The sequence below is a fragment of the Dyadobacter sp. CECT 9275 genome (genome assembly GCF_907164905.1).
GTDB lineage: Bacteria > Bacteroidota > Bacteroidia > Cytophagales > Spirosomataceae > Dyadobacter > Dyadobacter helix.
The window spans coordinates 3,145,959-3,172,767 of sequence record NZ_CAJRAF010000002.1 but is presented as its reverse complement, the minus strand read 5'-3'; the positions used below and the strand labels follow the sequence as shown (position 1 = coordinate 3,172,767).

Genomic DNA, 26,809 nt, shown 5'->3' with positions numbered 1-26,809 from the left:
ATGCGTTTGGTATCTCATCCCGTTCTGTGCAATTATTATGTGACGTATCGTTGTAATGCTTCATGTGGTTTTTGTGACATTTGGGAGAAGCCTTCGCCTTATATCACACTTGAAAGTTTCAGAGAAAACCTCAGAGATCTGAAAAGGCTTGGCGTGAAAGTCATAGATTTCACAGGGGGAGAGCCGCTGCTGCATCGCCAACTGGATGTACTGCTGCGGGAAGCCAAAGCGCAGGGCATGATCACCACGGTGACCAGCAACGGTTTGTTATATCCTAAACAGGCCACCAAACTCCGTGGACTGATTGATATGCTTCATTTTTCGCTGGATTCTCCTGACCGAGACGAACATGATACCTCACGACGAGTGAAATGTTTTGATAAGGTAATGGAGTCTATCGAAATTGCCCGCAGCCTTGGAGAAAGGCCTGACATTATATTCACCGTTTTTGAAGACAATGTGGGCAAGATACGCCAATTACGGGATGAAATATGTTTGCCTAACGACCTGGTACTTATCCTGAACCCTGTTTTTGAATACAATGGCATCGGAGGCAGTCTTTCACAGGAAGCGCTTACGGAAATGTTGTGGTGGGGAAAACAGAAGAATGTATATCTGAATGAGGCGTTTGTCCAGCTAAGGCTCGATGGCGGCAATCATGTGGAAGATCCCGTTTGCAAGGCGGCAAGTACTACGCTGGTTATTTCACCCGAAAACAAGCTGGTACTTCCCTGTTATCACCTTGGGCTTAAAGATTTTGCGATAAACGGAAATCTGTTTGAGCTTTATCATTCCGATGAAGTACAGAAACTGGTTGCCCTTGAAGGACGTTTGCCCGCCTGTGAAGGTTGCGCCATTAACTGTTACATGCAGCCCTCTTTCGCCGTTGAAATGAACCGGTACTGGTGGAAGGCCTTGCCAAGTACGATTAAATATAATCGGATGAAGGGCACTTGGAAGCAGATGATGAGGCTTTAATCCGGGCAGTTTTCCTTACGCCGGGTATCCGTTATTTCCGTAATTTTCCAGCCGGCCATGGTTTTTAGTAGTTGAATCGCATTGACGCCGCAATGCAGGTACCGGTCGTCCAGGTAAAATTTATAGGGCGCCCATACCGTTGCCATAGGCCCATCCACCGAAATGCTTACATTGTATATTTTCTCAATCCATTTTTCCTGATGAGGGGTACCAATGGCTTTGATGAAGCCGCTTACAGGATGGGTGGATATGATCAGGGAATCCTTTTTGTCATAACTAAGTGAGGTAAGCTGTGCATGATCTGAAAACACGGCATGCGCTTTGGCAGAATCCCCTTCTTGCATCGCTGCAAACAACCGGTCCACAACGGAGCGCACTTTCATGGTTTCATTTTGGGCTTTGCAAAAAGATCCGCAGGCAAGTGACCAGATTAAAATCGAGACGATTGGGTAAATACGTAAATGCATCATACGTTGGTATGGTTTTAACAAAAACACTACTTTTACCTCCCTTTGTTTAAAGAATAGTGAAATGGCAGAAAAGCTAGTAAAGAAAGTAGATATCAAGAACAGACGTGCGTCATTCGAATATTTTTTTATCGATGAATACACGGCAGGAATAGCGCTGACAGGCACTGAAATAAAATCCATCCGCCAGGGAAAGGTGAATTTTCAGGATGCCTACTGTCTTTTTATGGATGGAGAGCTGTACGTAAGAAGTTTGCACATAGCGCCGTATACCGAAGGGACTCACTATAACCATGACCCGATGCGGGACAGAAAGCTGCTCATTACCAAACGTGAAATAAAAAAGCTGACGGAGGGAATAAAAGACCAGGGGCTGACCATTATTCCGGTAAGGATGTTTACCAGTGAGCGCGGCCTGGTGAAACTGCATATTGCCCTGGCTAAAGGTAAAAAGCTGTACGATAAACGGGACACCATCAAGGAAAGGGATATCAAGCGGGAAACCGACAGGATTAATTACTAAATGTTAACATCTGGTTTACAATTCTTTAATATGCAAATCCTATGTTTTGGACCAGACGGGCTACCCATAGGGATAATTGGCAATTTTTGCATACTTGTGAACGTTTTTTTAGGTAAAAATTCCTATATTGTCGGAACGAATTGCCTTAAAGACTCATGGGTAAAGTACTGGTTCTTAATCAAGATTATAGTGCATTAAGTGTTTGCACCGTCCCAAAAGCGTTCTTGCTGGTGTATATGAACAAAGCTGAAATGCTTGCTGAGTCTCCCAGGCATTTTCTTCGGACGGTGAGCAATGAATATCCCATGCCGGTTGTGATCCGCCTCAATCACTACATTCATCTTCCTTACCGCGGCGTGGTCATGACGAGGCACAATATCTTCCGGCGTGACGGAAACCGGTGTCAGTACTGCGGAACGCATGATCATCTCACTTTGGATCATGTAATGCCCAAGTCCCGGGGAGGAAAAACAACCTGGGATAACCTGGCAACGGCATGCAAGCGCTGTAATTCCAGAAAAGGCGACCTTACACCCGAAGAAGCTGGTATGCATTTGAAGCAATCGCCATTCCGCCCTTCCTTTCTGATGTTTATCAGGGATTTTTCAGGTTTAGCAGCAGATGAATGGATGCCTTACCTGGGGGCTAAGGACCGTGCGTATCAATAGCCACACGCTACGGGTCTTTTATTAACTTTTCCGGACATTTTGCTGCTTTTGGGAATAATTCCTGAAGAGTGGATTTTTATTTCAAAATATCCTACCTTTGCGCTCTGTTTTTTAAAAAATTCTTTGTTAAACTAATTTTCAGCCCTTTAGCTCGGAGGCTGATGTAAACAAGAGCGATAATTCCTATTTATGTCTAAGGAAAAACAAAATCAGCCTCTCCCTGACTTCGACTGGGACAAAGCAGCAGACAAAGGTTTCGGTACTGGATATTCAGCAGCTGACCGCGACCGTTTTGAACAAATGTATGAAACTACTCTTTCTCCTGTTCAGGAAAAAGAGGTGGTTAAAGGTGTAGTTGTTGGAATTACGGACCGTGAAGTAATACTTAACATCGGATTTAAATCGGATGGTATCGTATCATCCAATGAATTCCGTGACCTCCCTGGTATGAAAATCGGAGATGAGGTAGAAGTGTATGTTGAAAATCAGGAAGACGCTCAGGGACAGCTTGTTCTTTCCCGTAAAAAGGCCAAAGTAATCACTGCCTGGGATAACATCCAGAAATCTTTTGACGAAGATGTGGTTATTGACGCCAACGTGAAAAGAAGAACCAAGGGTGGTCTTATTGTTGATATTTTTGGAATTGAGGCTTTCTTGCCTGGTTCACAAATCGACGTGAAGCCAATACGTGATTTTGACATTTTTGTTGGAAAACGTATGGAAGTTAAAGTTGTGAAAATTAACTATGCTAATGATAACGTAGTTGTATCTCACAAAATACTGATCGAAAAAGATCTTGAAGCACAACGCCAGCAGATCCTGAATAACCTTGAGAAAGGTCAGGTACTTGAAGGTGTGATCAAAAACATGACCAACTTTGGTGTGTTCATCGATCTTGGTGGTGTGGATGGTCTTCTTCACATTACGGACATTTCATGGGGCCGTATCAACCACCCATCTGACCTGCTTTCGCTGGATCAGAAACTTAACGTGGTTGTGCTTGATTTTGACGAAGAGAAAAAACGTATCTCTCTTGGCTTGAAACAACTTCAGTCTCACCCATGGGATTCTCTTGACGAAACAATCCAGGTTGGATCAAAAGTTACCGGTCGCATCGTGAATGTTGCTGATTACGGTGCTTTCCTTGAGATCAAACCAGGTGTTGAAGGTCTGATCCACGTTTCTGAAATGTCATGGTCACAGCACCTGCGCAATCCGCAGGAGTTTATGAACGTAAACGACGAGATCAGCGCAGTGGTATTGACGCTTGACCGTCAGGAACGCAAAATGTCTCTGGGTATTAAACAGCTTACAGAGGATCCATGGACTCAGGGTTCACTGAAAGAAAAGTATGCGATCGGAACACGCCACAAAGGTGTGGTACGTAACCTGACCAACTTTGGTTTGTTCATCGAGCTTGAAGAAGGTATCGACGGACTGGTTCACGTTTCTGATTTGTCATGGACTAAGAAAATCAAACATCCTTCGGATTTCGTAAAAGTAAATGACGAACTTGAAGTTGTAGTGCTTGAACTGGACGCAGAAAATCGTCGTCTGGCACTGGGCCACAAGCAACTTGAAGAAAACCCATGGGATACCTTTGAAACCATTTTTGCGGTAGGGTCTGTTCACAAATCGACGATCGTAGCAAAAGGTGACAAATTTGCCACCCTTGAACTACCTTATGGTATCGAAGGAATCTCTGCCATCAAAAATCTTGCAAAAGAGGATGGTACACTTGCAGAGGTAGGAGAAAGCCTTGATTTCACCGTACTGGAATTCCTGAAAGATGAAAAGAAAATCGTTTTATCTCACTCAAAGGTAAAAGCAGCTCCGGCATCAGAGGAAAGGAAAGAAGAAAAAGCAGCGAAGGCGGCACCTGCAAAAGCAGCAGAAGCGCCTAAGGATGCTGAGAAATCAACTTTCGGTGACCTGAGTGTCCTGTCAGCTTTGAAGGAACAGTTTGAGGAAAGCGAAAAGAAAGGAAAAAAAGTGGCTAAAAAAGACGAGGATAGTGCTGAATAGCCAAATTAATTAATACTTTTGCACCGGATTAGCAGAGAGGCTAAAGGCATATCTGCTAATCCAAATTGGTTCCGTGGCCGAGTGGCTAGGCAGAGGTCTGCAAAACCTTGTACAGCGGTTCGAATCCGCTCGGAACCTCTTAGATAAATTATATTTGAATTCCGTTTAATATACAACGGTAGGCTTTGAAAATACCATTTGAGAACGATCGGCAGACGATTTTTTCAAATGGTATTTTTCAGTTAATGTCCTCACTAGCAAGGAATAAGAATAAAAGTATGACGCCCGTCATACTTGTTTTAATTAGAAATATTATAAATAACATACCTGCCCAAAATATCATTAAAATACTTTTGTGGATAAAGAATCGTGAACTAGTTTTGTCTGCTGAAGAATAATGCATAGTTTATTATGAATATACCATTCCGAGAAGACTCTAAGTTTTTACCTATCTTAAAGTGTTCAAAAACGTTAATAGCAATCGCTTTAACACTTTTCCTTAGTTTACCTCTTTTAGTATCTGCACAGGACAGCACGGCAACTGCCGCAGCTCCCGCCGGTGGAGGCGATGCAGCAAAGGGTGAAAGTATTTTCAAAAATAACTGTGCGCAGTGCCACGCTGCTACTGATGAGCGTGTAGTAGGTCCGGGTTTAAAAGGAGCCACAAGCCGGAACAATATGGAATGGCTTGTTAAATGGGTGCGTAACTCACAAGCTGTAATTGCTTCAGGTGATCCTTATGCAGTAAAAATTTATAATGAATATTCAAAAACGCAGATGACAAGCTTTCCCAGCCTGTCGGAGGATGATATCAAATCAATCTTTGCGTATGTTGACCAGGCTGCAACTGCAGCTCCTGCGGCAGCAGCAGCAACTTCAGGTGCCGCCGCTGGTGGTTCTGAGGCAGGTGCTGGAGGCCCATCCGATCTGTTTATGATTGTTCTGGTGGCGCTTGTGGTGGTTATGCTACTGGTACTTGGCGTATTAGTGGTAATTGTTTCGCTGCTTAGCAAAGCTGTCAGCGGCCAGACAGAAGAGACCGCCGACGGAGATTTCATGACCCGTTTCAGTAATTCTCTCAAAGCCATCGTAACCGATCCCGCCATACGTTCTGCAACGGTGTGGGTTTTCATTCTGCTGGTAATCAAGGCAACACTTGACGGAGCCTACAGTGTGGGTGTACAGCAGGGATATGCCCCTAAGCAGCCGATTTCTTTTTCTCATAAGCTGCATGCAGGTGAGTACAAAATAGATTGTAATTACTGCCATACAGGTGTGAACAGGGGTAAGTCGGCACATATACCTTCCGCTAATATTTGTATGAACTGCCATGGGGTGATTAAAAAGGAATCTCCTGAAATACAGAAAATATATACTTCCATTGAGAAGGATCAGCCAATAGAATGGGTTAGGGTGCATAACCTGCCAGATCTGGCTTATTTCAACCATGCGCAGCACGTCAATGTAGGAGGGCTGGAATGCCAGAACTGCCACGGTGAAGTTGAAAAGATGGAAGTTATCCAGCAACGTTCATCTCTTACAATGGGATGGTGTATTGACTGCCACCGTAAAACTGAGGTTAATACCAAGGACAACCAGTATTACGACAAGCTGGTGCAGTTGCATGCTTCGGAAAGCAAAGAAGCATTGAAAGTGGCTGATATCGGAGGTTTGGAATGTGCTAAGTGCCACTATTAATACACAAGAAATAAATACCGGAATACAACTCATTTGTATTGAATATTTTTATGAAAAATACTGATAAAAGATACTGGAGGGGGCTCGAAGAACTGCGGAATGACGAGAAATTTATAAAAAGCGCAGGATCGGAATTTGCAGATGCCCCGGCAGAAACCCAGTACGAAAGTTTAGTAGATGGTACCGGATCAAACCGCCGGGATTTCCTGAAAGTCCTTGGCTTTGGGATGGCCGCGGTATCCTTGGCGGCTTGTGAAGCGCCTGTCAAAAAAGCAATACCTTACGTTAACAAGCCTGAGGGCGAATACCCTACGATTTCTAACTGGTATGCTTCCACCTACTCGGAAGGGGGAGATTATGCCAGTATACTTGTAAAAACAAGAGAAGGTCGCCCCATTAAGATTGAGGGAAATTCTCTTGGCAAAACGTCAGCAGGTGTGAGTGCAAGAGTACACGCTTCATTGCTGGGTTTATATGACAATGAAAAATTAAGAGGCCCGAAAAAAGGAGAGGATACTAAGGTTTCCTGGGATCAGGTAGATAAAGAGATTATGGATCAGTTGGCTGCTATCGCGGCCAAAGGTGGAAATATCAGAATTGTTTCCCCAACGCTTTTAAGCCCTTCCACTAAATCGGTTATTGCCGATTTTACTGCAAAATATCCTACTACAAAACATATAACGTACGACGCTAACTCGGTTGCCGGCCTTATAAAGGGCAATGAGCTTTCGTTTGGCAAAGCGGTTATTCCTTCCTATGATTTTAGCAAAGCGAAACTGGTAGTAGGTATAGATGCTGACTTCCTGGGAACATGGATTGCTCCTGAGGCTTTTTCAGCCCAATTTGCGCAGACACGGATTGTAAGCAGTGCGAAAGACGGCAAAAAGGATATGTCGCGTCACTATCAGTTTGAAACGACACTTTCTCTTACCGGTTCCAACGCGGATTACCGTACTGCGGTAAAACCATCTCAGTTGGGTCTGGTGGTGACTGCACTTTATAACAAGGTAGCGGCGAAGCTCGGAGGGAAATCCATCGCAACCGCTGCGCCAGGTGATATAGCAAATCTTGACAAAGCGGCGATGGAACTGGTTGCTGCTAAGGGAAGTGCACTGGTGGTTTGCGGAATCAATGACCCCTCAGTACAGGTTGTTGTTAGTGCGCTGAATGGATTGCTGGGAAGTTACGGAAGTACCATCGATATCAATACCCCGGTATATTACCGTCAGGGAAATGATATCGCGATGAATGAATTTGTCGATGAAGTAAAAGGCGGTAAGGTAAGCGCGGTTATTGTTTACGGTTCTAATCCTGTTTACGATCACCCACGCGGGGCGGAACTTGCTGCATCGCTGCCGAATGTGGCGTTGAGCGTTTCGTTTAACGACCGTGCTGATGAGACCTCATCGTTACTTAAATATATATGTCCGGCTCCCCATTACCTGGAGTCCTGGAACGATGCGATGCCAAAGGCTGGTTTTTACAGTCTTACACAACCTGCAATCAGCCTGATTTTCAGTACGAGACAAGGTCAGTCCAGCCTTTTGAAATGGGCGGGTCTTCCATCTGATTTTCATGCTTATCTGAAATCTTACTGGAGAAAAAATATCTTTACTCAGGGAGGTGATTTTGAGCAATTCTGGGTAAAATCCCTTCACGATGGGGTGTTGACACTCGGCGGTAGTGCTGCACCTGTCCCTGTTGACTTTACCGGAAATATTGACGAAGCAGCGGCCAATGTGGCCAAAAAATATAAGGCTTCGTCTGCTGGAATAGAACTGGTACTTTATGAGAAAGTAGGTATCGGTAATGGTGCGGCTGCCAATAACCCTTGGCTTCAGGAATTCCCGGAGCCGGTATCAAAAGCATGCTGGGACAACTACGCAGCCATCTCTCAAAAGACAGCTGCTGAGCAGGGATATGCACAAGGTGATGTAATCAAAATAGATCTTAAAGGTAAAACCGTTGAACTTCCCGTGCTGATCCAGCCCGGACAAGCCAATGGTACCGTTGCTGTTGCAATAGGTTACGGTCGTGTGAAAGCAGGAAAATCTGCTGACAACGTCGGTAAAAATGTATACCCTCTTGCAGCTTTCAGTAATGGATATTTGTCTTTCGCCCCAGGTGAGGTAACACTCAGTAAAACGGGTGAGACTCGCGAGATAGCGCAGACGCAAACGCATAATACGGTGATGAACCGTAAGTCGGTATTACAAGATACTGTGCTATCACATTTCCAGAAAGATCCGCTGGCAGGACGTTTTATTCCTGAAATACAGACTTCCGAGGGAAAAGTGGATGCAACCGATCTGTCTCTCTGGAATGGCCATAAATATAAAAATCATTCATGGGGTTTAGTGATTGACCTGAATACTTGTTTCGGTTGCGGGTCATGTGTGGTGAGCTGCCAGGCTGAAAACAACATCCCTGTGGTAGGACGCCAGGAGATTATCAATGCACGTGAAATGCACTGGATCCGGATTGACCGCTATTACAGCAGTGATGCGGATGTTGAAGATCTGCGCGGTCTGGAGATCGCTTCGGAGAACCCCGAGGTTACTTTCCAGCCGATGATGTGCCAGCATTGTAATAATGCCCCTTGCGAAACGGTTTGTCCGGTATTGGCAACAACACACAGCTCAGAGGGACTTAACCAGATGGCCTATAACCGTTGTGTGGGAACACGTTATTGTGCAAACAACTGCCCTTATAAAGTGCGCCGCTTCAACTGGTTCAAATATTTTGATAACGATAATTTCGATTACAACTTCAATAATGATTTGGGTAAGATGGTCATCAACCCAGACGTTACGGTAAGATCTCGTGGAGTTATCGAAAAATGTTCTATGTGCGTTCACCTGATCCAGGAGGCAAAACTGAAGGCTAAAAAGGAAAGAAGACGTTTGGTGGATGATGACGTTTCTGTAGTCTGCGGTAGCTCATGCCCTACCAACGCCATTACATTTGGTGATATGAACGATCCTGAAAGTAAAATATCCAAGCTTCTTGCGGTAGAAAGAGAAGGTCGTGCTTTCCACATGCTGGAAGAGATTAACGTTCGTCCGCAGGTTTCTTACCTTACGAAGGTCAGAAATAAAGATGTTGCTGCCAAAGCGGAAGAAAAAAAGGAACACGCTTAATTTCAAGATAAGTCAGAATTTGTTTGAAGATTAAATCATTAAAATAATAGTAGTATGCATGTTACTTCACCCGTGAGACAACCGTTAATTCAGGGCGGGAAAACGTACGCAGACGTGACGGAGGATATATGCCGCCATGTAGAGGGTGCCCCAACGAAGGAATGGAAAATTGCTTTTGGTATTTCCCTGCTTGTTTTGGCTTATGGTACGTTCTGCCTGGCATGGACATGGTGGGAAGGTCTGGGAGTCTGGGGTTTGAATAAAACTGTTGGATGGGCCTGGGATATTACCAACTTCGTTTGGTGGGTGGGTATCGGTCATGCAGGAACACTAATCTCCGCCATCCTGTTGCTGTTCCGTCAGAAATGGAGAACCTCCATCAACAGAGCAGCAGAAGCGATGACCATCTTCGCGGTAATTTGTGCGGCATCGTTTATCCTGATGCACATGGGCCGTCCTTGGATGGCATACTGGGCACTTCCGCTTCCTAACGCTTTTGGTTCCCTGTGGGTGAACTTCAACTCGCCGCTGGTTTGGGACGTATTTGCGATCAGCACGTACTTCTCGGTATCGCTGGTTTTCTGGTATATCGGTTTAATACCTGACCTGGCTACCATCCGCGACCGTGCAACAAGTAAAATTTCACGTTTCATGTATGGTTCATTCGCTCTGGGCTGGGACGGATCTGCTAAAACATGGGCACGCTATGAATATATCAGCTTAATTCTGGCTGGTTTGTCAACCCCGCTGGTACTTTCAGTGCATACGATTGTAAGTATGGACTTTGCTACATCGGTTATTCCTGGCTGGCATACTACGATTTTCCCTCCATACTTCGTGGCAGGAGCTATTTTCTCAGGATTTGCGATGGTACAAAACCTGATGCTGATCACACGTGTTGTATATCGCTTGGAAGATTACATCACATTGGAGCACATTGAAACCATGAACAAGGTAATCACATTGACCGGTTCGGTAGTGGGTGTTGCCTATATCACTGAGTTCTTTATAGCGTGGTATGGTGGCGTAGAATATGAATACTACGCATTTTTTAACCGTATGACCGGTCCTTACTGGTGGGCATACTGGGCAATGATGACCTGTAACGTAATTTCTCCACAGCTGTTCTGGTCAAGAAAACTCCGCAGAAGTATCACATTTACATTCTTTATATCGGTTGTAGTAAACATAGGTATGTGGTTCGAGCGTTTCGTGATTATCGTAACCTCTCTTCACCGCGACTACGTCCCTTCAAGCTGGGCGATGTTCTCACCTACCATGTACGATATAGGGGATTATATATTCTCATTTGGACTGTTCTTTACCCTATTCCTGCTTTTCTCCAAATATTTACCCGTGATAAACATGGCGGAGGTAAAAGCTGTAATCCGTTCTACGTCGTCTGACTTGCCCAAGAAAATTGCAGGGGTAGCGAAAGTAAGGCAGGGGGTTCCGGCTTATGATAAAGACAAAGAATAAATAAAGAGAATATTCGAAGCGCATTTAATATTAGTATAAAATGGCAGAGTTAACAGGTAAATATTTAGTAGGTGTCTACGATGACGACGATACCGTCCTGCATGCAGTTCCGAAATTGAGGAAGGCGGGAGTGAAAATTGAAGAAGTGTATTCTCCGTTCCCGGTGCACGGCCTTGATGAAGCGTTGGGCCATCCAAGAACGAGGATTGGTATTGCCGCGTTCCTGTTTGGTTTGACAGGATGCTGCACGGCACTTACTCTGACAATCTGGACAATGGGTATTGACTGGCCCATGATCGTAGGCGGTAAGGATCCGATCTCTATACCTAACTACATCCCTGTTACATTTGAGTTGACAGTATTGTTTACAGCATTTGGTATGGTAATCACGTTTCTGATATCCAATGGCTTGGGGCCTGCCACACATTTTCACCCCCGTTTCGATGTTCGCTCAACGGATAACAAATTTGTTATGGCGATCAATATGGGAAGAAATTCAATGACTGAGGACGAAATATCCAGGGCACTTAAAGACAGTGGTGCTGAAGAGGTCAACATCAAACAATTTTAAAGTGCTAAGATGATGAAATTTGGAAATTTATATAAGCTGATAGGTATTCCGGTAATGCTGCTGGCAATGGTGGCCGGTTGTACCAAGGATCCCAATAATCCCGGTACGGAATATGCGCCTAACATGTATCTTCCGGTAGGTTATGAGCCTTACAAACAGGAAAAGCCAAACCCGATTAACCCAATGGGGTTGACCATGCGGTTACCTGTGGAAGGAACAGTAGCCAGGAGAAATTACAAAACGAGCTTTGGAGATGCAGACTCTGCCAAAGTGGATTTGATGGTATACAACATTGCTGCGGATAGCATTGGAATTTCTGAAAGAGTTTTAAAAAATCCGGTTCCTTTGAATGAGAAGTCGCTTGCTGAGGGTAAGGTTTTGTATGACAGGTACTGTCAGCACTGCCATGGCGCTACGGGAGCAGGTGATGGTAAAGTTGGAGCGATGTACAAAGGGGTACCCAACTATGCCAGCGATGCTTATAAGAATTTGAACGAAGGACATATTTTTCACGTGATCACTTACGGAAAAGCAAGGATGTGGCCTCATGCTTCTCAGGTGAATCCGGAGGAAAGATGGAAGATTGTACATTATGTACAAAAATTACAGAAAGGGTCCTAATACAATTTTGATAACAGAGAATTAATAAAATTAATAATGGCATCAGCACATTCGATTCCTTCTATTGAAGAACGGTTTGAATTCACCTCAGGAGCAAAGAGAAACTTGATGATCGGTGGGGCCGTAAGTGTGGCTTTGATTCTGGTTGGAGCGTATCTGGCTGCTAATGGTGGCGGAGGACATGAAGTAGCGGCGCACGGAGCGGAACATGCAGCCGCGGCGGGGCATGCTGCTGGGGAACATGCAGCGGGCGGTCATGAGGCTGCAGCGGTAGCACATCCTGCAAAGTGGACCAGTCGTATCTGGGCAAACCTTTGGGTAAACGGCGTTTACTTTACAGGAATTTCCGTTGTTGGAATGTTTTTCCTTTCCTACAATTATCTGGCTCAGGCAGGATGGTCTGCTGTTTTTAAAAGAGTACCCGAGGCGATGCCGGCATTTTTACCTGTAACAGGTGTGGTATTGCTTGCTACTTTCTTTTGGGGCGGCCATGATTTATTTCATTGGACACATCCTGAATTGTTTATAGAAGGAGATCCCGGATATGATAAGATCATTGCCAATAAACAAGGATATCTGAATACACCATTTTTTGTAGGACGTTTGGTATTCTATTTTGTGGTTTGGTTCGGGTTGTGGAAAGTGATCCGTAATCTTTCCCTACAGGAAGACGAAATAGGAGGAACAGAGTTTTATGACAAATCTGTGAAGTTTGGTACTGCATTTCTGGTTGTTTTTGGAGTTACTTCTTCTACTTCGGCTTGGGATTTTGTGATGTCGATTGATACACACTGGTTCAGTACAATGTTTGGCTGGTATACCCTTGCCAGCTGGCACGTAGCCGGTTTGGCAGTAATTACGCTGACAGTTGTGATGCTTCGTGAAAGAGGTTACCTCAGGGCGGTCAACAAAAGCCATTTGCGTGACCTGGGTAAGTTCGTATTTGCGTTCAGTATTTTCTGGACTTATGTATGGTTCGCTCAGTTCCTGTTGATCTACTATGCCAACTTACCTGAAGAAACGATCTATTTTATTGAGCGTTTCAGGGGATATGATGGTTTCTACAAAGCACCGTTCTTTATCACGCTGTTTCTTAACTTCTTCTTTCCGTTCCTGGTTCTGATGACAAGGGATGCGAAGTATACGCATTCAATCTTGAAGGTGGCTTGCTGGAGTGTTATCATTGGGCATTACATGGATTTTTATACGAACATTATGCCTGGTACTGTTGGATCCGCGGGAACATTCGGACCTTTGGAGTGGGGATTTTTCCTTCTGTTTATTTGTGCCTTTACCTGGTCGGTTGCTACACAACTTGAGAAGGCTAATCTGATCCCGAGACATCATCCTATGTTGGAAGAATCATTGCATCACGATATAGCCTAATCGCCTAACCGTAAAATTGACATGTATTATATTATCGCATTAATTGCATTAGTTTTTATAGTTTTAACGGGTATCGTTATCGCCCGTCTGCAGGATGTTCTGAAATCGGTTAAAAAACCGGATGCTCCGGATGCAGTACCTGCTGGGAATAAAGTGAACGGTGCAATGTTCCTGGTTATCCTGATTTTCGGAACTATTGCTATTGTCTGGTCTTATCTTCATTCAACGGATTATTATCTGCCAGAGGCTTCCTCTATTCACGGAAGAAGGACAGATGATCTGTTCTGGTTTGCAATGGGAATTCTGACCATACCTTTTATACTGGTCAACTTTTTGATCTTCTTTTTCTCCTGGAAGTACCAATACAAGAAAGGTAATAAGGCTGCCTTTTATCCGGATAACCACAAGCTTGAACTGATCTGGACAATTATCCCAGCTATTGTAATGGCGCTTCTGGTGTTTACAGGATGGAAAGCATGGTCAGACATCACATCGGATGCTCCCAGAGACGCTGAGGTGATTGAAATTACAGGAAAGCAGTTCAACTGGATCACCAGATATTCAGGTGTAAAGGATAATAAGCTGGGAGATTACAATTATAAGCTGATTGATTCTCAAAATGAAGTGGGTATAGACCTATCTGATGAAAACTCATTTGATGATTTTATGGGCCCTGCAAGTGCGATCCATATACCGGCGAACAGACCTGTATTGCTGAAAATAAGAGCGCGTGACGTTTTACACAGTGTTTTCATCCCTCACATGCGTGTGAAAATGGATGCGGTCCCCGGAATGCCTACAAAATTCTGGTTCGTTGCGGATAAAACTACAGCTGACATGAGAGCAGAGCTGAACGATCCGAATTTTAATTACGAACTGGTTTGTACAGAGATATGCGGAATGGGTCACTTCTCAATGGGAACGAAACTTATTGTGGAAGACGAAGCTAGTTACAGAAAATGGTGTGCAGAACAACAGCCGTTTCTGTCAACTTATCCGGAGTATCTGGCCAAGGTTCCTGAGAACCTGAAGGCCAAAGCAATGAAATTTATTCCGGCAGGCACCGCGGCACCAGCAGACAGCTCAACGGCTTCTGGATCTGCGGGAACGGGATCAACGAGTCTACGCTAATTTTTTAATTTTAATAACATTAAAGATATATGTCAGCTATCGTAGGAATGGAAACAGCTCACGAGCACGCAGAGGAGCATGAACATCATCATGAGGAGCAAAACTTCTGGCAGAAATACGTTTTTTGCGAGGATCACAAAATCATTGCGAAGCAATATCTGATTACGGGTATTATTTGGGCCGTTATCGGAATTTCCATGTCGGTTGTCTTCAGGATACAACTCGGTATGCCGGACTCCAATCTATCCTGGTTAAAGCCGGTTCTGGGTCAATGGATCAGCGATTCAGGGAAACTTGATCCTAACTTTTACCTTGCGCTGGTTACCATGCATGGAACAATCATGGTGTTCTTTGTACTGACGGCTGGTTTGAGTGGAACATTCAGTAACTTTCTGATCCCGCTTCAGATTGGTGCCAGGGATATGGCTTCAGGTTTTATGAATATGTTGTCGTACTGGTTTTTCTTCGTTGCCAGTATCATCATGTTTGCGTCATTGTTCCTGCAGACAGGTCCTGCGGCCGGCGGCTGGGTAATTTACCCTCCGTTAAGTGCGCTTCCACAGGCGCACATCGGGTCACAGATGGGTATGACGCTGTGGCTGGTTAGCATGGCGCTATTTATTGTTTCTCAGTTGCTGGGAGGGATTAATTATATTACTACGGTTATTAACCTGCGTACCAGAGGAATGTCGTTCGATCGTCTTCCTTTGACAATCTGGTCGTTCCTGATTACAGCTGTACTGGGCTTAATTTCCTTTCCGGTACTGTTTTCATCGGTATTACTTTTGATTTTTGACAGACATTTTGGAACAAGCTTTTATCTGTCCGAGATTTATATCAATGGAGAAGCACTGCCTAATGTAGGCGGTAGCCCCATTTTGTTTCAGCATTTGTTCTGGTTCCTGGGGCACCCTGAGGTATACATCGTACTTCTTCCTGCTTTGGGTATCACTTCCGAGGTAATTGCAACCAATTCACGCAAACCTATTTTTGGTTACCGGGCGATGATCGCATCCATGCTGGGTATTGCATTTCTTGCTTTTATCGTTTGGGCTCACCATATGTTTGTGACCGGGATGAATCCTTTCCTGGGATCGGTTTTCATGTTCCTGACACTGATTATTGCAGTACCTTCCGCGGTTAAGGGATTTAACTACATCACAACGTTATGGCGTGGTAACATCGTTTTCACACCGGGTATGCTGTTCTCGATTGGTTTGGTATCTCTTTTTGTATCAGGCGGTTTAACGGGGATTATTCTGGGTAACAGTGCCCTGGATATACAATTGCACGATACCTATTTCGTGGTGGCTCACTTTCACCTTGTAATGGGTGCGGCTTCGGCCTTCGGGTTGTTTGCAGGGGTATATCACTGGTTCCCCAAAATGTTTGGAAAAATGATGAACCCAAGCCTGGGTCAATTACACTTCTGGCTTACGTTCATCGGTGTATACATGGTGTTTATTCCAATGCACTATGTAGGTATTGCAGGTTTCCCCAGAAGGTATTATACCTTCACCAGCTACGACTTCACCCATAAGTTTGTGGATATGAATATGTTTATATCCATGGCGGCTATATTCACGTTCTTTGCGCAGTTTGTATTTCTTTGGAACTTCTTTTATAGCATTTTCAAAGGTAAGACGTCTCCGCAAAATCCTTGGAGGTCCAATACGCTTGAATGGACTGCGCCGATCAAACCGGGACATGGTAACTGGGAAGGTGAGTTGCCTGCGGTATATCGCTGGTCATATGATTACAGCAAACCAGGTGCAAAGGAGGATTTTATCCCTCAGAATATTCCATATTCACAAACGCCGGAGTCTAACTTCCCGCATGAGAATGAGTTAATCTCGTTGGAGAAGACGATTGAGGCTCAAAATTTTAATGATCAGTTCAAAACCTCTCATTAATTCGAAAGCCAGCCGTCGTTTCAAACGGCTGGCCCTGAATACAGTTATTACACTCTATTTGTTGATTATAGCAGGTGGAGTTGTTCGTAGTACAGGTGCAGGTATGGGCTGCCCTGACTGGCCGAAGTGTTTCGGAAGGTGGGTACCGCCAACTGAGTTATCCGAGCTCCCTGTCAACTACAAGGAGATTTATGGTACCAAATTAAAGGGAGAGATTGAGTTTAACGCCGTTAAAACCTGGACGGAGTACGTTAACCGGTTGCTGGGAGCTTTTACAGGGTTGATGATTTTTCTGACCCTTCTGGCTTCCTGGGCTTATCTGAAATCTCAGAAGCGTATTTTTTATTATGCGCTGGCGGCATTTCTACTGGTAGGTTTTCAGGGATGGCTTGGTGCAAAGGTGGTAAGCTTTGAATTACACCCGGTAATTGTTACCCTGCATATGTTGCTGGCCATAGTAATTGTGTTTATACTGATTTACGTATACGTACTTTCAAAGTATACATATTCAGAGGGCAGTGAAAAACCGCAAAAGGGCGTAGCAGGAGTAGGTATATTTGTGCTTAGTATTACCCTTGTTCAGGTACTGATCGGGACGCAGGTGAGGGAGAATATGGATGAGGTGATCAGAATACTGGGTTACCAAGCGCGTACGGAATGGATAGAGCAGCTCGGTGCCAGATTTTATGTTCACAGATCTTTCTCTTTGCTGGTTCTAGGCGCTAATCTCTACTGGTTTTATCTGATCCGTGGAGCAGGGAATAGTAGGGATAGTGTTGAAAAATACATAAAGGGATGTTTGGTGGTGTTGGGTGCGGAAATTTTAACAGGTATCATAATGGCGTATTTGGGAGTGCCTCCTTTTGCGCAACCTTTGCATCTCACCTTTGGAATATTGCTTTTGGGACTACAGTTTATAATATATTTATTAGTTAATCCGAACAGGTATTTGAGTTTGCAAAGCGGTGTGAGGGATTAAAATGAATTTGGAATGACGTCAACAGACAATACTATTGGTTTTGACCGGCCCTTAGAAAGTGTAAGAGTTTTATTCGAGCTTCTGAAATTCAGACTGGCCTCCTTAATCGCATTTTCGGGCGCGATGGGTTATTGTCTCGGAGCTAAGGAAGTGGATCTTGGTAAATTATCGTTCTTTGTTTTAGCTTCAATAGGAATAACAGGTTCGGCGAACATCATTAACCAGATACTGGAAACGGATCTGGATAAGCTGATGAAAAGGACGGCCGGTCGTCCCCTGCCAAGTGGGAGGATTACGGTTGAGCAGGCCATTGTATGGGCGGTGTTTTTGGGAGTAGGTTCTTTACTGATATTTGGTTTCATGTTTAACCTCAGTACCGCGCTGATCTCTCTGTTGTCTCTAGTTTTATACGGATTTGTATACACACCACTAAAAAGGGTGGGACCTATCGCGGTTTTTGTAGGAGCGTTTCCTGGGGCTTTTCCACCGATGATCGGATGGGTGGCTGCAACCAATCATTTCGGGTTGGAACCGGGGATATTATTCGCGATTCAATTTTTCTGGCAATTTCCCCATTTTTGGGCGATCGCATGGGTTCTGGATCATGATTACAAAAGAGCAGGATTCAAACTATTACCTGCCAACGGATTAAAGGATGTAGATACCACGATACAGATCATGATCTATACCTTGTTTTTACTTCCCATTGGATGGTTACCATATGAGCTTGGAATGACGGGTATTAATTCGGCATTTGTAGCTACTGTTTTTGGTGTACTTTTTCTGGCTCAGACTTTTCACCTGATGCGTTCGTGCACCGATAAGACGGCGAAACAACTGATGTTTGGATCGTTTATATATCTTCCGATTGTACAGATCGCGTTTTTGTTGGATAAATTGTGAAATTGATTTTAAGCGAAATGGAAAATATTCAGCAGTATAAAATAGAGAAGAAACCGCAGGAAACGTTGGCAATGGATCCGATGAAGTTCATTCTGTGGCTTTTTCTCGTAAGTATCATTATGCTTTTTGCGTCTCAGACCAGTGCCTATCTGGTCAGAAGGGCGGAGGGAAACTGGCTGGAGTTTGAGATGCCACGTATTTTCTGGTATAGTACCGGTGTACTGCTCATCAGCAGTGTGTGCATGCAATGGGCTTATCAGATGGCAAAAAAAGATCAGTTCAAACAATTGAGAATAGCAATTTCTATTACATTTGTGTTGGGGCTGGCGTTTTTGTGGATGCAGTTTGAGGGCTGGAAGGAACTGGTTGCAATGAATGTGTATTTCGTAGGTAACCCTTCGGGCTCTTTTTTTTATGTATTTACAGGGTTACACGGGTTTCATATTATGAGTGGGCTGATCGTTCTGCTCTATGCGTGGATCGCCTCGTTCAAGTCGAAAATACATGCCAAGAATTTACGGCAGATACAGATTTGTGTTACCTACTGGCATTTTTTAGATATACTTTGGGTTTATCTCTTTGTTTTTTTATTGACCTTTAATTGATTATTTCTTACCAATGGCTGCAAATGTAACAACACCTGGCGCGATAGAACCCAAACTTTGGATGGGCGGTATTGAGCCTATGAAAGCGAGTTACGGGAAATTAATGATGTGGTTTTTCCTCATCTCTGATACTTTTACCTTTTCGGCTTTGCTGGTAGCTTACGGATATCAGCGGTTTAGCTTCCCGGCATTTTCAGGTGAAGTCGCTGACTTTACATTTTCTAACATGTGGTGGCCCATTCCTGAAAAGGTATATGAAGCGGTTCCATTTTTACATGGAATTGCATTGCCGCTGGTGTTTGTAGGTATCATGACATTTATCCTGATCGCAAGTAGCGTTACAATGGTACTGGCGGTGGAAGCAGGACACAGGATGGATCGTGCCAATGTTGAGAAGTATATGCTTTGGACAATTCTTGGCGGGTTTACCTTTCTGGGCTGCCAGGCTTGGGAGTGGTCTCACTTTATTCACGGAACTGACGCGGGGAGCGTTATGAAAGTCATTGAAAACGGTGTCTGGGTTGAAAAAACGGTTCATGGAGCCAATCTTACTGAAAATCAGTACGGTCCTGCTGCTTTTGCTGATTTTTTCTTCTTTATCACAGGTTTTCACGGAACACACGTATTCAGCGGGGTGATATTGAATATTCTGATCTTCTTCCGCGCTGCAACTGGTTTCTATGACAAGAGAGGCAGTTATGAGATGGTTGAAAAAGTAGGTTTATACTGGCACTTTGTAGATTTGGTATGGGTGTTTGTATTTACATTCTTCTATCTGGTTTAATTAATAAGATATCGTTTAAATAAGAGATATGTCAGACGCACATCACATCCATCATCATGACGACCCCAATGCGGGCGCGGAGCAAAGAAAAGCTATCTGGAAAACGTTCTGGATCCTATTGGGAATTACGGCACTGGAATTCCTCATCGCTTTTACGCTGCACCATGGCGTTCTCAAAGTTGGTATATTTATCGTAATGACGATCGTCAAAGCTTTTTACATTGTAGGGGAATTCATGCACTTGAAGCATGAAACCAAAGGGCTGATCTGGTCAATACTGATACCTATTATTTTTGTGGCCTGGTTGATCCTGGCGCTTTTGCTGGAAGGACAGGCGATATTCGATGCAATATTCGGGTAGGTAGGAAAATATGAAAAAATACGGTAAAGCCGGATTGCTGATCTTCACATTGGTAATTCCGGCTTTGATTTTTACATTTTTACGGTATTTTGCTTCTAACCATTACGATCTGCCTTACTTTAATCCGGTGCTGGATCAGAAAGGAAATGTGGTTATAGCTGGAAGTGATACCGTTTTTAAGGCTTTGCCCGAGATCCATTTTCCGGGACGAAGTAATTCAGCGAATTCCAAGCAGCCTCTTAGGGGCAATATAACTGTTATCAACTATATCCCTGCGGATTGCGGTGATTCCTGCCAACTTGTGTTGGAACAGCTCAAAAGGATTTATGCATTAAGAACACATATCGAAGGTTTGAAACTGATCAGCATTGCAGAGCAGCCCGCGGATAGTCTTGACAAGTCGGTCACCAGGGAGATTGGTTGGCCCATTTTAACAGGATCGGCGGAAGAGGTGGCTCATGTGACTGAGACGGATCTGCAGATGAAAGCAAATTTACCAGGAAAGAAAAACATTCCACTCTTTTCAAAGTTAGTCCTGATAGACAGGAAGGGATATACCAGGGGATATTATAATGGCACATTGCCCGAGGAGATCGACAGACTGATGGCTGAGCTTAAGATTTTAAATTTTGAAGAGAAAGAACGTTTGAAGCATTAATATGGCAACTATAACAATTGAAAATAAACAAAAATACAGACGTATTATCAACATCCTGGCAATTGCCATTCCAGTGGCAGTAGCTGTATTACTGGGGGTCCGCCAAAAGATAGACTTGGGAGTGTGGACTAAAGTATTACCGCATGTCATTGGTGTGCTTAACTCCGCTACGGCCGTTTTGCTTTTATTGGGATATTATTTTATTAAAAACAGGAACTATGCTGCGCATCGACAGGCAATGACCGGTGCGTTTGTTCTGGGAGCCGTATTCCTGGTTTGCTATATCCTTTATCACGTTTCCAACGAGTCCACTCCCTATGGCGGACAAGGATGGATACGGCCGGTTTATTATTTTCTGTTGATCTCCCATATTTTGTTGTCGATTGTGGTCGTTTGGTTTGTATTACGTGCTGTTTATTTTGGCTATACCAACCAGCTTTCTGAACACCGGAAGGCAGTGAAATGGGCTTTGCCCATCTGGCTGTATGTAAGTGTCAGCGGTGTAATTGTGTATCTGATGATCAGTCCTTATTATTCATGAAAAAGCTATTAATCATTACAAGTTTGATCTTAATGTTCCTGGTAGCGGGCCAGGAGAGCTACGCGCAGTGTGCCATGTGTCGGGGATCGGTTGAGAGTTCGATGGGGAATGGAAGAAACAATGTCGGTATCGGCTTAAATACGGGGATTGTTTATCTGTTTGTGATGCCATACCTGATTGTGGCGGTAATCGGTTATTTGTGGTATAGAAACAGCCGGAAGATCAGACAGGAAAGGGAATTTATTTCTGCGAGAATTAAACAGGCCTATCCATCGTAATGGATCAATCAAAAATACAAGAAGGGCATAGCGGAGCGGTGAACGGTCCGCTATTGTTTTTTACCGGGAAAAATTAACGGTTTGAACAGGTGGTATTTGAGAGCTCAGGCTTTACTAAGAAAAGCCGGAAATATGATGCGAAAATTAGTCTTACTGATAATATTTACCTGTAGTTCGGTTTATGCCCAAACTGTTTCCACCGCCAAACCCTGGACTTACTGGTGGTGGATGGGCAGTGCAGTTTCAGAAAGAGATATTACTCTTCAGTTGCAGGGATTTCAAAAGGCGGGATTAGGTGGCGTTCATATTATCCCCATTTATGGTGTAAAAGGATATGAGAAGGAATTTCTGCCATTTCTCTCTGTCGAATGGTTGAAAATGATGGGACATACCGTGCGCGAGGGCAAACGGCTGGGTATCGGTGTGGATATGACCACGGGAACGGGCTGGCCATTTGGAGGGCCGAATGTAACAGCTGATATGGCAGCGAAAACCATGTCGGTAAAAAATGGAGATATAGCTGTACAGCCAACAGGGCAGAAAGTAAAACGTGCTGCCCCGGGAGGAGAAGGACTTGTTTTTGATCCCTTTCACAAGCGTGCCATGGCACAGTATCTTATCCGTTTTGATTCATCCTTTTTGCAAATAAAGGATCGCCCGCGGGCCATGTATATGGATTCCTATGAGGCATATGGTGCCAATTGGACGGCCGATTTTCAGGAAGAGTTCAAAAAACGGAGGGGGTATGATTTTATCGCCAGGCTGAATCTTTTTACAGATACTACGGATAGGAAAGAATCTCAGCTCGTCAAAATAGATTATCACGAGACTCTCGCTGAGCTGCTGCGGGAGCGATACGCCCATGTTTGGACCGATTGGAGCAGGCAGCATGGTTTCAAAACCAGGTATCAGGCCCATGGCTCTCCAGGTAATCTGCTGGATCTGTACGATGAGGCGGATATTCCCGAAACAGAGTCGTTCGGATCAAGTCGTTTTCCCATTCCCGGTTTAAGTATTGATCCGGATTATTCTGTAAAGCAGTTTGGTACGCCCAACCCGCTGGGAATGAAATTTGCTTCTTCGGCGGCGCATTTTTCCGGAAAATATCTGGTTAGCTCCGAAACAGGAACCTGGTTAGGCAATCATTTTAAAGTATCGCTTTCACAGGTGAAGCCGCAGATTGATGAGCTTTTCACGGCAGGGATAAATCATATTTTTTATCACGGAACTACCTATTCCCCTGCCAGTGAAGTATATCCCGGCTGGTTGTTCTATGCTTCTACCCACTTTGGTGCTACGTCTCATTTTGCAGAATACTTCCCTCTGCTCAACAGGTATGTTGAAAACTGTCAGAACATTTTACAAAATACCAGGCCGGATAACGACGTGCTCGTCTATTTTCCTATCCATGATTTGTGGGCAACGCGTACGCAGTTTGCGGGTGGTATACATTCCCTGGGCGTACATCATGTGGATGAGTGGCTGCTTGGGCTGCCCTTTGGAAAACTCAGTGAAAAATTATGGAGGAGTGGGTTTTCTTTTGATTACGTTTCGGAAAGTCAATTGAAAAGGTTGTCCGTGGATAAAAGCGGCAACCTGGATTCTGGGGGAAGTATCTACAAAACGATTATCATTCCCGAGAGCGTTTTCATGTCCGAGCAAACATTAAAGGAGCTGACCAGGCTGGCCAAACGGGGAGCACGGGTAATATTTGAGGAGCGTAGCCCAGCCACGGTAACCGGATATGTAAATCATAGGGCCCGTGAGGAAAAGTTTAAGGCTGGGATAAACGAACTCAAGCGCATCGAAACGGTTTCGGTTTCAGCAGATTGGAAAGCATCGCTGATCGCTAACGGTGCAGTTGAAGAGGAACTGAGTGAAAGAGGCTTAACTTTTATTCGCAAAAGGCTGGATCATAAAGTAATGTACTTTATTGCCAATGTTGGGAATACCTTTACGGAGGGCTGGCTAACAATAAGCAAAGGACAAAATTTTGAACACTACGATCCATTGACAGGAAAGGAATCCGCTTTAACCCACAGAAAGCACCGAGGTAAAACGGAGGTCTACTTATCGTTGCTTCCAGGTCAGTCATGCTTTTTGAAACAGGTATCCGAAAATAGGGCTGATGACTCGGCTGTAGTTTCTCTAAAAAATGCCATGGAGTTGTCGGGTATCTGGGCTGTCCGTTTTTTAAACGGTCGGCCTGCCCTTCCAGCAGACGCATCCACAGGAACTTTAAAATCGTGGACAGAATTCTCAGACGCTGCTCTTTACTTTTCGGGCAAGGGTTTATACACTTTAAAATTCAATCTGAGCCATGAATTCGTAGGAAAGCAAGGACTGTCTCTGGATTTGGGAGAGGTAAGGGAAATCGCATCGGTTAAGATCAACGGAGTACCACTGGGGGTGGCCTGGAGTATTCCGTTCCGGCTGGCAATTGCGCCGGAGGTTTTAAAAGCCGGAGATAATTTGCTGGAAATTGAGGTCAGTAATTTATCGGCTAATTACATGCGACTTCGGGATACCCAGGCTCCCGAATGGAAAAAGTTTTATGACATTAACATGGCGGACATTACATACGGCAAGTTCAGCGCTGCGAAATGGGAGCCTATGCCTTCGGGGTTACTGGGGCCGGTGAGGCTTCTGTATCCGTAACTTATTCCCAGAGTGGATAATGTTCCAGCTGGATATGTTTACCAAAAAAGATGCTGGTCGACTGTTCAAATGACAGGGTGTAATCCGATACATAAAACTGGCGCTTCCCCTCCCCTTTTTCGTTGACGAGATAATGTTGTTCAAGCCAGGCTTTAAGAGAATGTGCTACGATTTCCGAGGTGTCAAGAATTTCAACCGAATCGCCGTAGTAGCCCGCAATTTGCTTTTTAATGAGGGGATAATGTGTACAGCCAAGGATGAGGGCTTCGATGCCAGAAAGGGAGGCGTCGGAAAGATAGCTGGTAATAATACTTTCGCTGATGTTATTGTCAAAAAAGCCTTCTTCGATCATTGGCGCAAGCAAGGGTGTTGCAAGTGATTTGACATGTATATTTTTGTCCAGGCTGTCTATTTTCTTCTTGTAAACATTGGAAAGCACAGTTTGTTTCGTGCCTATTAACCCGATGGTCTTCCCCTCATAATGTTCCTTGCTGTAATCCACCACGGGGTCAATCACGTTCAGTACCTTGGCTTTGCTTCCTACATACTCTCGCACCAGCTCAAAAGCAGCGGCAGAAGCCGAATTACAGGCGATCAGGATCAGTTTGCAGTTCTGCTGGATGAGCATGTTGCAAATTTTGATGGAATAGGCCTGAATGGCGGCAGTTGATTTATCTCCATAGGGAAGATGAGCCGTATCGCCGAAATAGATCGTATTTTCTTGCGGCAGAAGCCTGGTCACAGCATTTGCAACCGTCATGCCTCCTATTCCGCTGTCAAAAATTCCAATGGGTGCAGAAGAATCAATCATTTTAATAACCCTTATTGAGACAATATAAACCGGTATCAAAGCTAAGAGATGGATCCGAATAATTTTTTTGAAATGACTAATAAAAATATGTTGATATTTATTTTGATTCCGGAATGAGTTTATAAAGCTGTTTAATGATTTGATAAACAGTTAATTATTGCCGTTTTTGTTTTAAGGATGCATAGCCTGCCGAAACATTTATAGAAATATACCAGCGTACGTGCAACCTGAGTAGGATGATCCTGCATCTTGTCATTGAAACCACCAGTTCAGAATGGGTCGAATTTTATCATTGTTTAGCCAGGAAGCTCAGCTTGTTAAAGCCCTCAGGAAAGAGGATGCAAAGGCGCAACGCCTGCTTTACGACAAGTTTTCCCCGCGGATGCTGGGATTGTGTTTCCGATATATTGGTGATACCATGGCCGCAGAGGATGTCATGATTGAGGGATTTGTAAAAGTTTTTGAGAAAATTAATCAGTTCAGCGGAGAAGGAAGTTTCGAGGGGTGGGTCAGAAGAATAATGGTAAACGAGGCATTGGGGTACTTACGTAAACAGAAAGCAGTGCCCGAAGAACCAATCCGGGAGGAATCTGAAAACATGCCTGATTACAGTACTGCAGACGAAAACCTTCGTGCAGAAGAGTTGCTCAAGCTTGTTGAAGCACTTCCGGTGGGATACCGTACCGTTTTTAATTTGTATGCGATAGAAGGATATGCCCATCTGGAAATTGCCGAAATGCTTGGAATAACCGAAAGTACTTCAAAATCCCAGCTGCACAGAGCGCGTGCTTTGTTACAAAAGATGCTGGGCGAATGGGAAAATGACTTTAAAAAAAAAGTAGATCATGAAAAAGCATCTTGTTGATGACCTTTTTAAGACGAAACTGACAAACCTGGAGCGGACTCCATCAGCAGATGCGTGGTCAAAAATTCAGGCCCGTCAGAAAAAGGGTAAACGTACTGCATGGGTATGGTATGCCGCAGCGGGAGTTTCGATGACGCTGATGACGGGATATCTGGTATGGCAAAATCAGTCGGATACTTCCCTGGAGCGGACATACCAGCCTGAGGTTGCCGTAAACCAGACCAAGCCTCATCGGGCAGATTCTACACATTTTATATCTGCCGCGCAGCCAGTTATTGCTATAGTTGAGCCTGTAAAGAAGAACTGGAAGGCTAAAAGTGAAGCAGTGGAATATGCCTCAAAAGAAAGTAGCAAGGCTTTGGTCAAAAACGATTTTAAAGAGCCTGAACCGGAAAAAGCGGAAGTAAGTGTGTTGGAAAAAGAAAGTATTACAGAGAAAGTAAGTAAGGATGTGCCACAGTTAGCAGAAGCCTCGGTAAAGCCAAATGTCACAACCGAAGAAACCGATTTGACAGCTCTGGTAAAGCAACAGGAAAACCGGGTTATTATCGTAAAAGTGGAGGAGCCTGAAGATATGGAAAAGAAAGTCTCCCGATTTTCCAAGGTGTTTCGCCAGCTAAAGAATGCAAGGGCCGGAGAGCGTGTTGACTGGAATGAGGTGGGTTTTAACCCTAGAACAATCATTGCACGCGCCGGAGATGATCTCCGCAACCCTGAAGGGTATGAAGGACGTAAACAAAACAATGAAAAGCAAAAAAATAATTAA

Annotated in this window: 25 protein-coding genes and 1 tRNA gene; 24 read left to right on the top strand and 2 right to left on the bottom strand. The window is 44.3% G+C overall.

Going from position 1 to position 26,809, the window contains the following annotated elements:
- On the top strand, positions 1-978 hold the full coding sequence (locus KOE27_RS20840) for a radical SAM protein (RefSeq protein WP_215240722.1): 978 nt from the start codon (positions 1-3) through the stop codon (positions 976-978).
- Here the strand turns inward: KOE27_RS20840 and KOE27_RS20835 are convergent.
- A complete protein-coding gene (locus KOE27_RS20835; protein ID WP_215240721.1) occupies positions 975-1,448 on the bottom strand; it encodes a hypothetical protein in 474 nt (157 codons plus the stop codon). The genes KOE27_RS20840 and KOE27_RS20835 overlap by 4 nt on opposite strands.
- Before the next feature lie 61 nt (positions 1,449-1,509).
- Between KOE27_RS20835 and smpB the strand changes: the two genes are divergently transcribed.
- From smpB to KOE27_RS20730, 21 genes are all read left to right on the top strand, one after another.
- A complete protein-coding gene (gene smpB / locus KOE27_RS20830) occupies positions 1,510-1,968 on the top strand; it encodes an SsrA-binding protein SmpB (RefSeq protein ID WP_215240720.1) in 459 nt (152 codons plus the stop codon).
- A 155-nt stretch (positions 1,969-2,123) separates the two neighbouring features.
- Positions 2,124-2,636 (top strand): HNH endonuclease, encoded by a 513-nt coding sequence (locus KOE27_RS20825; protein ID WP_215240719.1) that lies wholly within the window; start codon positions 2,124-2,126, stop codon positions 2,634-2,636.
- 189 nt (positions 2,637-2,825) lie between these two features.
- On the top strand, positions 2,826-4,661 hold the full coding sequence (gene rpsA, locus KOE27_RS20820; protein ID WP_215240718.1) for a 30S ribosomal protein S1: 1,836 nt from the start codon (positions 2,826-2,828) through the stop codon (positions 4,659-4,661).
- A 67-nt stretch (positions 4,662-4,728) separates the two neighbouring features.
- A tRNA-Cys gene (locus KOE27_RS20815) sits at positions 4,729-4,799 on the top strand.
- Between the two features lie 273 nt (positions 4,800-5,072).
- Positions 5,073-6,359: a c-type cytochrome gene (locus tag KOE27_RS20810; RefSeq protein ID WP_215240717.1), complete on the top strand. Its 1,287-nt coding sequence runs from the start codon at positions 5,073-5,075 to the stop codon at positions 6,357-6,359.
- Between the two features lie 50 nt (positions 6,360-6,409).
- Positions 6,410-9,499 carry a TAT-variant-translocated molybdopterin oxidoreductase gene (locus tag KOE27_RS20805; RefSeq protein ID WP_215240716.1) on the top strand — a complete coding sequence of 1,030 codons (3,090 nt, stop codon included), beginning with the start codon at positions 6,410-6,412 and terminating at the stop codon, positions 9,497-9,499.
- A 54-nt stretch (positions 9,500-9,553) separates the two neighbouring features.
- Positions 9,554-10,978, top strand: a complete 1,425-nt coding sequence (gene nrfD, locus KOE27_RS20800) for an NrfD/PsrC family molybdoenzyme membrane anchor subunit (RefSeq protein ID WP_215240715.1) — start codon at positions 9,554-9,556, stop codon at positions 10,976-10,978.
- A 40-nt stretch (positions 10,979-11,018) separates the two neighbouring features.
- Positions 11,019-11,549: a DUF3341 domain-containing protein gene (locus tag KOE27_RS20795; protein ID WP_215240714.1), complete on the top strand. Its 531-nt coding sequence runs from the start codon at positions 11,019-11,021 to the stop codon at positions 11,547-11,549.
- 12 nt (positions 11,550-11,561) lie between these two features.
- A complete protein-coding gene (locus KOE27_RS20790) occupies positions 11,562-12,170 on the top strand; it encodes a c-type cytochrome (protein ID WP_215241704.1) in 609 nt (202 codons plus the stop codon).
- 36 nt (positions 12,171-12,206) lie between these two features.
- Positions 12,207-13,556 carry a quinol:cytochrome C oxidoreductase gene (locus KOE27_RS20785; RefSeq protein WP_215240713.1) on the top strand — a complete coding sequence of 450 codons (1,350 nt, stop codon included), beginning with the start codon at positions 12,207-12,209 and terminating at the stop codon, positions 13,554-13,556.
- A 21-nt stretch (positions 13,557-13,577) separates the two neighbouring features.
- The gene (locus KOE27_RS20780; RefSeq protein WP_215240712.1) at positions 13,578-14,687 is read left to right on the top strand and encodes a cytochrome c oxidase subunit II; all 1,110 of its coding nucleotides are present in this window, start codon (positions 13,578-13,580) and stop codon (positions 14,685-14,687) included.
- Between the two features lie 29 nt (positions 14,688-14,716).
- Complete coding sequence (locus KOE27_RS20775) at positions 14,717-16,600, top strand: cytochrome c oxidase subunit I (protein ID WP_215240711.1); 1,884 nt, start codon at positions 14,717-14,719, stop codon at positions 16,598-16,600.
- Positions 16,575-17,579 (top strand): COX15/CtaA family protein, encoded by a 1,005-nt coding sequence (locus KOE27_RS20770; RefSeq protein WP_215240710.1) that lies wholly within the window; start codon positions 16,575-16,577, stop codon positions 17,577-17,579. The genes KOE27_RS20775 and KOE27_RS20770 overlap by 26 nt, the downstream gene beginning before the upstream one ends.
- 12 nt (positions 17,580-17,591) lie before the next feature.
- Positions 17,592-18,482 (top strand): heme o synthase, encoded by an 891-nt coding sequence (gene cyoE / locus KOE27_RS20765; RefSeq protein WP_229252856.1) that lies wholly within the window; start codon positions 17,592-17,594, stop codon positions 18,480-18,482.
- Between the two features lie 17 nt (positions 18,483-18,499).
- Positions 18,500-19,087: a cytochrome c oxidase subunit 3 gene (locus KOE27_RS20760; protein ID WP_215241702.1), complete on the top strand. Its 588-nt coding sequence runs from the start codon at positions 18,500-18,502 to the stop codon at positions 19,085-19,087.
- A 13-nt stretch (positions 19,088-19,100) separates the two neighbouring features.
- Positions 19,101-19,871, top strand: coding sequence for a cytochrome c oxidase subunit 3 (locus tag KOE27_RS20755; protein ID WP_215240709.1), 771 nt, complete (start codon positions 19,101-19,103; stop codon positions 19,869-19,871).
- Positions 19,872-19,899: 28 nt separating this feature from the next.
- The gene (locus tag KOE27_RS20750; protein ID WP_215240708.1) at positions 19,900-20,232 is read left to right on the top strand and encodes a cytochrome C oxidase subunit IV family protein; all 333 of its coding nucleotides are present in this window, start codon (positions 19,900-19,902) and stop codon (positions 20,230-20,232) included.
- A 10-nt stretch (positions 20,233-20,242) separates the two neighbouring features.
- Complete coding sequence (locus KOE27_RS20745) at positions 20,243-20,890, top strand: thioredoxin domain-containing protein (protein WP_215240707.1); 648 nt, start codon at positions 20,243-20,245, stop codon at positions 20,888-20,890.
- A 1-nt stretch (position 20,891) separates the two neighbouring features.
- Entirely contained in the window at positions 20,892-21,431 is a 540-nt protein-coding gene (locus KOE27_RS20740; RefSeq protein ID WP_215240706.1) for a DUF420 domain-containing protein, read from the top strand.
- Positions 21,428-21,709 carry a hypothetical protein gene (locus KOE27_RS20735; protein WP_215240705.1) on the top strand — a complete coding sequence of 94 codons (282 nt, stop codon included), beginning with the start codon at positions 21,428-21,430 and terminating at the stop codon, positions 21,707-21,709. The genes KOE27_RS20740 and KOE27_RS20735 overlap by 4 nt, the downstream gene beginning before the upstream one ends.
- 132 nt (positions 21,710-21,841) lie before the next feature.
- Positions 21,842-24,367, top strand: a complete 2,526-nt coding sequence (locus KOE27_RS20730) for a glycosyl hydrolase (protein WP_215240704.1) — start codon at positions 21,842-21,844, stop codon at positions 24,365-24,367.
- A 1-nt stretch (position 24,368) separates the two neighbouring features.
- Here the strand turns inward: KOE27_RS20730 and murI are convergent, their stop codons facing one another.
- A complete protein-coding gene (gene murI, locus KOE27_RS20725; protein ID WP_215240703.1) occupies positions 24,369-25,178 on the bottom strand; it encodes a glutamate racemase in 810 nt (269 codons plus the stop codon).
- 274 nt (positions 25,179-25,452) lie between these two features.
- On the opposite strand from murI, the gene KOE27_RS20720 reads away from it, so the two are divergent.
- Both KOE27_RS20720 and KOE27_RS20715 read left to right on the top strand, forming a co-directional pair.
- Entirely contained in the window at positions 25,453-26,043 is a 591-nt protein-coding gene (locus KOE27_RS20720) for an RNA polymerase sigma factor (protein ID WP_215240702.1), read from the top strand.
- Positions 26,024-26,809: a hypothetical protein gene (locus KOE27_RS20715; protein WP_215240701.1), complete on the top strand. Its 786-nt coding sequence runs from the start codon at positions 26,024-26,026 to the stop codon at positions 26,807-26,809. Before KOE27_RS20720 ends, KOE27_RS20715 begins: the two co-directional genes overlap by 20 nt.